This window comes from Thermococcus sp. (assembly GCF_027066465.1).
Taxonomy (GTDB): Archaea; Methanobacteriota_B; Thermococci; order Thermococcales; family Thermococcaceae; genus Thermococcus.
Map to the genome: position 1 here is coordinate 1 of NZ_JAMONU010000161.1, position 7,288 is coordinate 7,288.

At 51.1% G+C, this 7,288-nt stretch carries 9 protein-coding genes; 6 read left to right on the forward strand and 3 right to left on the reverse strand.

The annotated features are described in order from the left end of the window. The 6 genes from MVK46_RS07840 to MVK46_RS07865 form a co-directional block, all read left to right on the forward strand. Window positions 1–903 (forward strand): formate--phosphoribosylaminoimidazolecarboxamide ligase (locus tag MVK46_RS07840; protein ID WP_297536114.1); only part of this gene is annotated, 903 nt, incomplete at its 5' end. Window positions 904–965: 62 nt separating this feature from the next. Next, a complete protein-coding gene (gene guaA, locus MVK46_RS07845; protein WP_297536126.1) occupies window positions 966–1,889 on the forward strand; it encodes a glutamine-hydrolyzing GMP synthase in 924 nt (307 codons plus the stop codon). 41 nt (window positions 1,890–1,930) lie between these two features. Then, window positions 1,931–2,140 (forward strand): antitoxin family protein, encoded by a 210-nt coding sequence (locus MVK46_RS07850; protein ID WP_297536115.1) that lies wholly within the window; start codon window positions 1,931–1,933, stop codon window positions 2,138–2,140. Then, window positions 2,137–2,586, forward strand: coding sequence for a type II toxin-antitoxin system VapC family toxin (locus MVK46_RS07855; RefSeq protein WP_297536116.1), 450 nt, complete (start codon window positions 2,137–2,139; stop codon window positions 2,584–2,586). The genes MVK46_RS07850 and MVK46_RS07855 overlap by 4 nt, the downstream gene beginning before the upstream one ends. Continuing rightward, on the forward strand, window positions 2,583–3,149 hold the full coding sequence (locus MVK46_RS07860; RefSeq protein ID WP_297536118.1) for a GMP synthase subunit A: 567 nt from the start codon (window positions 2,583–2,585) through the stop codon (window positions 3,147–3,149). The genes MVK46_RS07855 and MVK46_RS07860 overlap by 4 nt, the downstream gene beginning before the upstream one ends. 164 nt (window positions 3,150–3,313) lie before the next feature. After that, window positions 3,314–3,589: a TonB-dependent receptor gene (locus tag MVK46_RS07865; RefSeq protein ID WP_297536120.1), complete on the forward strand. Its 276-nt coding sequence runs from the start codon at window positions 3,314–3,316 to the stop codon at window positions 3,587–3,589. On the opposite strand, the gene MVK46_RS07870 is transcribed toward MVK46_RS07865, so the two are convergent. From MVK46_RS07870 to MVK46_RS07880, 3 genes are all read right to left on the reverse strand, one after another. Further along, window positions 3,544–4,308: a DUF2101 family protein gene (locus MVK46_RS07870; protein WP_297536121.1), complete on the reverse strand. Its 765-nt coding sequence runs from the start codon at window positions 4,306–4,308 to the stop codon at window positions 3,544–3,546. The genes MVK46_RS07865 and MVK46_RS07870 overlap by 46 nt on opposite strands. A 4-nt stretch (window positions 4,309–4,312) precedes the next feature. Next, window positions 4,313–5,434, reverse strand: coding sequence for a hypothetical protein (locus MVK46_RS07875; protein ID WP_297536123.1), 1,122 nt, complete (start codon window positions 5,432–5,434; stop codon window positions 4,313–4,315). A 3-nt stretch (window positions 5,435–5,437) separates the two neighbouring features. Continuing rightward, the coding region (locus tag MVK46_RS07880; protein ID WP_297536124.1) for a hypothetical protein at window positions 5,438–7,288 on the reverse strand (1,851 nt) is incomplete at its 5' end.

Here is a 7,288-nt window from a genome sequence, read left to right on the forward strand (position 1 = left end):
CGGGTTAGACCGCTCTACACGAAGTACTTTCCGGTTGCCGATTACTTCATCGAGGGAGGCTATCCCGAGGGAGAACTGCTCAGGCTTGACGCTGTGGTCGTTCCCACCGGCTCCTTTGTGGCACACCTCGGCGTTGAGCTCGTCGAAAGGATGCGCGTTCCCTACTACGGCAACAAAGAGGTGCTGAGGTGGGAGAGCGACCGCTCGCTTGAGAGGAAGTGGCTCGGGGAGGCGAAGCTGCGCCTTCCGAGGGTCTACGACGACCCCGATGACATAGAAGGACCAGTAATCGTCAAGCCCTTTGGAGCCAAGGGCGGGAGGGGCTACTTTTTGGCCAAGAATCCAGAGGACTTCTGGAGGAAGGCCGAGAGGCTCGGCATAGGGGACAAGGAAGACCTGAGCAGAATCCAGATTCAGGAGTACGTGATTGGAGTTCCGGTTTATCCGCACTACTTCTACTCAAAGCTGAACCGCGAGCTTGAGCTGATGAGCATTGACCGTCGTTATGAGTCGAACGCCGACGCGATAGGCAGGATTCCAGCGAAAGAACAGCTGGACATCGAGCTGGCCACGAACTACACGGTCATCGGCAACATTCCAATCGTCCTGCGTGAGAGCCTGCTTATGGATGTCATCGAAGCCGGCGAAAGGGTAGTGAAGACGGCTGAAAGGCTCATGGGCGGTCTCTGGGGTCCCTTCTGCCTTGAGGGTGTTTACACCGAGGAGCTGGAGTTCGTAGTCTTTGAGATTTCGGCGAGGATAGTTGCCGGAACGAACCCCTTCGTCCACGGTTCCCCCTACAGCTGGCTCCGGTATGATTTCCCGGTGAGCACCGGCAGGAGGATAGCGATGGAGCTTAGGCAAGCACTCGAGGAGGACAGGCTTGACGAGATTTTGACGTGAAAGTGTTTAAGCGGGTTAGGTTTATAAAGCGAATTCCAAAGCGGGTGTAAAAGGTGGTGCTCATGTGGGAGGACTTCATCAGGGAGAAGGTTGAGGAGATTAGGAAGACCGTCGGCGACGGGAAGGCGATAATAGCGCTCAGCGGTGGCGTTGACAGCTCAACCGCCGCGATACTCGCTCACAAGGCTATAGGCGACAGACTTCACGCCGTATTCGTGAACACGGGTTTCATGCGCAAGGGCGAGCCCGAGTTCGTTGTCAAGACCTTCCGCGACGAGTTCGGCCTCAACCTGCACTACGTTGACGCAAGCGAGCGCTTTTTCAAGGCTTTGAAGGGCGTTACCGACCCCGAGGAGAAGAGGAAGATAATAGGCCGCGTTTTCATCGAGGTCTTTGAGGAAATAGCCAAGGAAATCAACGCCGACTTCCTGATTCAGGGGACCATCGCCCCGGACTGGATTGAGAGCAGGGGGAAAATCAAGAGCCACCACAACGTCGGAGGCCTGCCGGAGAGGCTCAAGCTGAAGCTCATTGAACCCCTTAGAGACCTCTACAAGGACGAGGTTCGGGAGCTGGCGAAGGAGCTCGGCCTTCCGGAGAAGATTTACAACAGAATGCCCTTCCCGGGGCCGGGGCTGGCCGTTCGCGTCCTTGGGGAGGTCACGCCTGAGAAGATAGCGATAGTCAGGGAAGCCAACGCGATAGTCGAGGAGGAAATTGAGAAAGCCGGCTTAAAACCCTGGCAGGCCTTCGCGGTTCTGCTCGGCGTCAAGACAGTTGGCGTTCAGGGCGACATAAGGGCCTACAAGGAAACGATAGCGGTCAGGGTCGTTGAGAGCCTCGACGGAATGACGGCAAACGCCATGAACGTCCCCTTCGACGTCCTTCAGAGGATAGCTTTCAGGATAACCAGCGAGATTTCCGAGGTCGGAAGGGTTCTCTACGACATCACCAACAAGCCTCCGGCAACGATTGAGTTCGAGTGAAGGCTTATTTACCTTCGTTTCCAACTTTAAGCGGTGGGAGCATGGGCGAGATTATCGAGGTGATTTACGAGAACGGCGTGCTGAAGCCCCTCAGACCCCTCAAGCTGAAGGAGGGGCAGAGGTTGGTGATTCGGGTCTACGAGGACAGTGTGGTCAAGAAGACCGAGAAGTTCAGGAAAATTGTGACCCCAGAGCGTTTCAGTGAGAGTCCGGAGGAATACCTGCTAAAGCTCCGGGAGGAGGAAACATGAGGGTCGTGGTTGACACCTCAGTGATGATAAGCCTTTTTTCTGGTTTTTATCCGGAGCGATCTGAAATCTCAAAGCGCATAGCGTCCCTCGCGGAAGTTGGGGCGATTGAGCTGTACTCTCCCCGGCTCGGCGAGTTTGAGTTTATCTCCGTAATCACCCGGTTTCTCTCCAAAGACCTTGCAAAAGAAGCGTGGGGGATATACCGGTCGCTGATTACGGAGTTCGTAGGGGAGGGTGTAATCTCCGATATTCTCAGGGAGCTTTCCTTTGAGACTTCGCACAGAGTTCCTGACCTCTATTTCATCGCGACCACCCGTTACCTTGACGCGGTTCTTGTTACGAACGACAGGAAGATGGTCGAGCTGGCCAAGTCCCTCGGTTTGAAGGCATTTTATCTCGTTGAGGAATCGGATGCCTTCTTCAAACTCCTGGAGGTGGGCTCATGATAGTTATACTGGACAACGGGGGCCAGTACGTCCACAGGATTTGGAGAACGCTCCGCTATTTGGAAGTTGAAGCGAAGATAATTCCCAACACCACACCGCTTGAGGAAATCAAGGCGATGAGGCCGAAGGGAATAATCTTCTCAGGTGGCCCAGACATAAACAGGACCGGCAACTGCAAGGCCATTCTGGAGCACTACGACGAGTTCAACGTCCCAATCCTCGGAATCTGCCTCGGCCACCAGCTCATAGCGAGGCACTTCGGCGGAAAGGTCGGCAGGGGTGAGAAGGCCGAGTACAGCTTGGTTGAGATTGAAATAATCGAGGAAAACGACATCTTTACAGGCTTTCCAAGGAAACTGAAGGTGTGGGAGAGCCACATGGACGAGGTGAAGGAACTCCCGCCGGGCTTTAAACTGCTCGCGAGGAGCGGGACCTGCCCGGTTGAAGCCATGAAGCACGAGAGCCTTCCAATCTACGGCGTCCAGTTCCACCCGGAGGTTTCCCACACCGAGCGCGGGGCCGAGGTTTATAGGAACTTCGCGAGGCTCTGCGGGGAGCTTTAGCTCAGCTAGTCGGTCCTCTCTTCACCTTTCCGCAACGGCTTTACTCATCATCGCAATCTCCCATGCGTCAATGGCTGTTTAAACTTTGCCGTTCACTATTACGATTGAGTGTTGCAAAATCAAAAACTTTTTAAAGTTTAATACTTACTCTTTAGGGTGATACCTTGGGCCACACTATCTACTACCGCGTGAACCTCAGAAAATGGAAGGAGTTCGTGGCGTTTATAAAGAGGGCCTGCTCGGGATTGGAGCTTGAAACAGTGACAGAGGGAAACGTCATCCTAATCTTTCCAAACTGCAGGGGAGTTGAACCCCTGAGGATACCCAAGGTCGGGGAAGGATTCGTCAAGACAAACCTCGTGGAGCCTTGCCACTCAATTTACACCCTGGTTCTCTACTCAATCTCATCGTTCGGGGGCGTTTCGGTTTGGGAGGACTGAGAAGGCTCGGACAGGTACACCTCAAGGATTCTCACTGGAACGGCACCCCTCATAAAACGCTCCTCAACTAGAACCTTCACAACGCGGCCGGGTTCGGCATCAGGAGTTGCAGGAACCCAGTAGAGGCCGGGTTTGACGTTGGCACAGATATCGTCGTGGACGAAGACCCTTACGAGGTCTCCCTTCACCTCCTCGACGGTTCCGTAGGCGTAGTCCCTCCCGAACGTCCTCTTAAAGTACCACCAGAACAGGAGAATAGAGAAAACAACAGCAACTAAGTAGGCGTAGTAGTAAAAGACAACCGGCAGGAGCTTCCGCAGGAGAACGTATCCGAGGAAGGCAAAGAACGATATCAGTGAAACGCCGTAGTAGAAGAACCTGTAGGGTCTAACATCGAGCATAAAGGACCCATACCTTCCAATAAAGTATCGGAGGTAAGTGAAGTACGGAACCGCAATGAGGACTACAAGGAGGGCACTTCTAGTGAGGAGAACCACGAGGAAGTTCAGGAATAGGTAGGCGAGAAACATCAGCTGGAGGTGGAGGCTAATAAGTTCATGAACGGTGACCCTTCTCTTGACGAGCCTCGCCGTAAAGCGAAAAGCGGGGGGTTTCTCCGAAGGTTCGGGTCTGAAGAGGAGACCGAAAAACCGCCTTATAGACGTTCCGATGGTCTCTACTCGCTCACCGAGGGAATAAAGGAAGTCCTCGAAGGTCATTCAATCACCCCGTCGTGTTGAACACAAGCAACTTCGTCACGTTATCCAGCTTAAAGGACGGATACTCAGAGTTCACCGTTGAACCGGATATGCAGTAGGAACCCCCGACGAGGGCACAGTTGAGGAGGTAGTAGGAGAGGCTGTCGTAGTTTGCCGGCAGTGTAATCCCAAGGCTCGTAAGCGCTCCCAATAGGGTTGGGTCAGCGGTATCCGAGGGCACGAGGAACGTTATGAGGCCCACCGGGAGGGTTGTGTTTATGCCGAGCTCCCTCTGTGCCCAGAGCGCCATGGATGTGTACACCTGCTGGCGTGCTATGTATGTCGCGTAGGACACCCTCTCAAACCTGTTGAGTATGGTCGGATAGTAGACGGTCTGACCGTTATAGGTCCCCGTGGCGTTCACACCGAGGTAGCACCAGCCGAGTGCCAGCTCGGTAACGTTGTTCACCTCATAGTACCCGTAGAGAGGCCCAGGATATGGAATACTGCACGGCTGAATAACCCTCGTGTAGAGACCGTTCAGCGAGGCGGGAAGGAAGGGGTCTTCAAAGCCCGTGACGCTTATAACTGAATAGGCGTAGCCACTTTCTGGAACGCTACCGTTGTACATAATCCTACCCGACGCATCAATGATTGTTATATTGTCTATCCTCGCCAAGGCCACGAGGTGGAAGGAATCCAGAGGGGCCACAACCAGCTTGATGTGGGACTCAAAGGCTGTGAAGTTCGAGGGGTACACCTTTAAACCCTGTGAAGTAAGGTAGGAGACGAGGTTGTTGAACCACTCCTCCAGCGTGACGTTTGCCATGTCCGGCTGGGGAATTCCTCCAATTGTTCCAGTCATCATCAGCGTTTTTAGGGCGTAAGAAGCGTTCTCAGTCGTTAAAAGACCGTTCTGAATGACGTAGTCGGTTAGGGAGATGTATGCCCTCTTGAGGCTCAGGTCGAGGGCGTTCTGAAAGTCCTGCTCCAAGGTCGATACGGCAAAAGTATCCCTGGTTAGGAGAATGTTCTGGGACTGTGCCTTCATGATTCCGGAGGAAACTCCCTCGTAAACGGCCGCCAGAAGGAGGAGCGGAATGATTATGAGGAGCACCGCGGCGTTTATTAAAAATCCCCTGCGCATGCCTTATCCCCTCCACACCCTAAGGGTGACCTCTATCGGCGCTATCGAGGTTGGAACGTTCCTCACACCTATGGCCTCGACCTGAAGTCCCTGGAGGTCAACCGCTATTGGATTCTGCGCAGTTCCCGGAAGGTAAGTCGTTTCGTTCTTTGCACCAAGCTGAACGAAGAGCCGGAATATCGCGTTGTCGAGAGCGTACTCCTTCGGTTTAAGCTGGGAAGCGCTCAGCGGCAGGGGCTTCTGAGTCGGGCGGCAGTTCCCTATGAGGACCGTTCCGTTGTAAACTGTCCCTGAGAGGTTGTAGTAGTATGTCAGGTTGTAGCCGCAGGCGTTGTTCTGGGCGTAGTATGGGAAGACTTTTCCGTAAGGAGCGTAGCCGTTGAGGAAGTAATGAACGATTGCACGGCTGACTTGAGGTCTAAAGAAATAATATGGATCACCACTTTCTATATAAAATGTGTTCCATCCTCCAGGTATCATTATGTTAGGTATTATCCTAGTGTAAGCTAAACGAATCATGTAAAAGTCCAAAGGGAATGTTAAGAACTCTGTTCCTGCATCTGGCCCTTCATAAACATATATATAGTTCTGTGGATTAGCACTTCCAGGAGTATAAACTACACCACTCCATATGTCTACATACCAAGGTATTGCTTTTTCGGGAAGGTAATATGAAAATGTCATATAATAACTTGTAGTTGAGGGAGATAAATTATACATCTCCTCCATTGGAACTGTGAATTTACTAACCCGAACTTTTGGAATATATGTTATATTTATATATGAGTATGGATAGCCATATAGCTTTCTCACATTGTCCCAATAATATTTATAGTCTTGGCCAGCATACCTTACTGGTCTTGAGTAGTTTGGGTTATAGTAAGCATCAAGCATTATTATGAGTTTAAAATTCTTTTTGCTGAGGTCCTGTAGAGTTGTATATTTAGTTATGTTAGGTACAATTGTGCTGTTAGGAATATATATAGTTTGAAGCCCCGTAGAAGATAGACGCTTTTCATATACTAATGCCATTCCAGTTCCGTTTGAGTAATATATTCTCACCACATGCACACCACTGACTGTAAGCTTTATGCTAATTCCAGTAACGTTTCCGGGAACGAAGAGAGAGTTAAGATAATAAATACCTGTCCCCTCACTCGTCACATTGTATAACCTTACCAAGCCTGGGTTCGATACTGTCAAAGTTGAAGTCTTATAGGTTAAACTTACCCAACTACCACTACCAACTCCAATCTCATCTTCGTCATTAGAAGTTACGCGTAGGTATAGGAAGTTTTTCCCTGAATGAATATACTCAGGTGGAATTTGGTAATATCCAACGGCATAATACCAAGATTTATTGTTAAACTTCACGACATCAAACGTATAACCAATATGTCTTTCATAAATGTCTAAACCTCCACCAATAGGGGTTATACTTGAGGGTAGATATATCGGAATTCCAATCGTGAGAGTGTTTAGATATCCATAGTATCCATAATACCCCCCAGCTAGAACCCTCTGTATTCCAATAAGCCTATGTTGAACAGTTAAGACCTTGGCTATGTATGCCTTTGCAACGTAGCCCCTCGGCAACTGGCTCGACACATAACCGCTGACCATCATCGTGGCGGAGCCGACTTCACTGGCGTTGGCGTAGCTGTTGTTGAAGGTCAAGTACGGACTTGTGTAGTTGTTTATTATAAGCTGATAGTTGTAGCCCTTCGCCAAGTCGTGGAGGAGGTAACCGAGTATTATTTCAGCGTAGGTTTTGAACTGGGGATACTTTGAGGAGAGCGCCCAGTAGGTGGCCGCTATCTGAAGCGGCGGCATCTGGGGGGTCACGTACGTAAG

Bases quoted from the DNA above. Each gene is read 5' to 3' on its own strand.
- guaA (WP_297536126.1), top strand. From the start codon at position 966: ATGTGGGAGGACTTCATCAGGGAGAAGGTTGAGGAGATTAGGAAGACC.
- MVK46_RS07850 (WP_297536115.1), top strand. From the start codon at position 1,931: ATGGGCGAGATTATCGAGGTGATTTACGAGAACGGCGTGCTGAAGCCC.
- MVK46_RS07855 (WP_297536116.1), top strand. From the start codon at position 2,137: ATGAGGGTCGTGGTTGACACCTCAGTGATGATAAGCCTTTTTTCTGGT.
- MVK46_RS07860 (WP_297536118.1), top strand. From the start codon at position 2,583: ATGATAGTTATACTGGACAACGGGGGCCAGTACGTCCACAGGATTTGG.
- MVK46_RS07870 (WP_297536121.1), bottom strand. From the start codon at position 4,308: ATGACCTTCGAGGACTTCCTTTATTCCCTCGGTGAGCGAGTAGAGACC.
- MVK46_RS07875 (WP_297536123.1), bottom strand. From the start codon at position 5,434: ATGCGCAGGGGATTTTTAATAAACGCCGCGGTGCTCCTCATAATCATT.